The organism is Oleiphilus sp. HI0132 (assembly GCF_001635845.1).
On record NZ_LWGJ01000956.1, the window covers coordinates 1 to 404 of the forward strand.

1 protein-coding gene is annotated in these 404 nt (G+C 40.1%); it reads left to right on the forward strand.

Annotation, left to right across the window (positions count from 1 at the left end; translation table 11 throughout):
* Positions 1 to 404 (forward strand): hypothetical protein (locus tag A3766_RS10695; protein ID WP_156508868.1); only part of this gene is annotated, 404 nt, incomplete at both ends.

Genomic DNA, 404 nt, shown 5'->3' on the forward strand with positions numbered 1-404 from the left:
GAGTACCAGCAACAAAAGTTACGCATAGACCGTAACCTTATTACCTACCAATCGATCTTTGGAAAGTCTATTGCCACAGCTTGGTGGAATTATGATATGGAGCAACTTGAAGCTACGCTCCAGGGGGTATTAGGGCTTGCCGATATTTCAGGAATCCTGCTGATAGATTCAGAATCGAAACAGATTTTCGTCGATGGAAATAGCCCCAAAGAGAACGTAGATAAAGACAGCTGGGCAAATAAGTTCTATCAAGAATTCGAGGTGAGCTACGATGGACGTAAAATGGGTACACTTTACTTGTTTTCAAGCAGAGACATAGTAATAGACCAAGTTAAACACAATTTTCTATTCATTTTGGTGAACGCTGTTATTAAGTCAATTGTGCTATGGATACTCTTTCTGTG